Annotated in this window: 1 protein-coding gene and 1 pseudogene; one reads left to right on the top strand and one right to left on the bottom strand. The window is 47.0% G+C overall.

Features of this window, described 5'->3' with window-relative positions; genetic code table 11:
• Positions 1 to 376, top strand: a 376-nt coding sequence (locus tag RW114_RS20845) for a hypothetical protein (RefSeq protein ID WP_340124637.1), incomplete at its 5' end; no start/stop codon positions are given.
• Positions 377 to 389: 13 nt separating this feature from the next.
• Here RW114_RS20845 and RW114_RS20840 read toward each other — a convergent pair.
• Positions 390 to 658: pseudogene (locus RW114_RS20840) on the bottom strand (hypothetical protein); the annotation flags it as partial.

Genomic DNA, 658 nt, shown 5'->3' with positions numbered 1-658 from the left:
CTTGTTGGGTAGCGATCGAGTGACCAGGACGGCTGGGGCAGCCGCAGGCATCAGCGGTCGCGTGATTTTTGCCGCTTGTTGGGCAGGGATGCCCATAAAAGCTGTCGCAAAAATAGCGACTCCCCGCTTCTTTTTCTTGAGGAGTGGTATCATGCAAAAAACAAAAATTTTATTAGTCTTTTTTATCTCAACTCTCGGATACTCAACATCTTATGCACAGGATGAACATCAGCAAAGCACTCATCATTACATCAGAGACGCATCCATCACCAGCTTACCTACACCTAACAAACACGATAACTTTGGAACAACAATCACAGTGTATTCGTTGATAATTGGCGTCTATGCACTTTATTGGTTCAGACGGAAAGCGTAGTGCGTATCGATACTTAATAGAGACTGAAATCGCTTTTGACTGTCCCGCGAAAACATATTAATTTCTCAATGACCAGATTATGGGCGGACTCTCCGCTGAAGGTCGCTGACTCCCTCAGTGCAAGTTCATGTACGAATTGCTGGATGCGATTGACTTCCAGCCATAAAACGACGCCGCCGACCGCTACGCTGAGAAACAGCCAGCCCAGAAACAGCCGGAGCAGGATTTTCCGGTGAATAAACTGATTCGCAGCAAGCGCTGCTCTCGAATCAATCCTACTGT

Origin of the sequence: Methylobacter svalbardensis (genome assembly GCF_037671525.1) — a bacterium.
Classification (GTDB): domain Bacteria; phylum Pseudomonadota; class Gammaproteobacteria; order Methylococcales; family Methylomonadaceae; genus Methylobacter_A; species Methylobacter_A svalbardensis.
The sequence above is the reverse complement of the archived record's forward strand: the minus strand, read 5'-3'. Positions and strand labels throughout refer to the sequence as shown.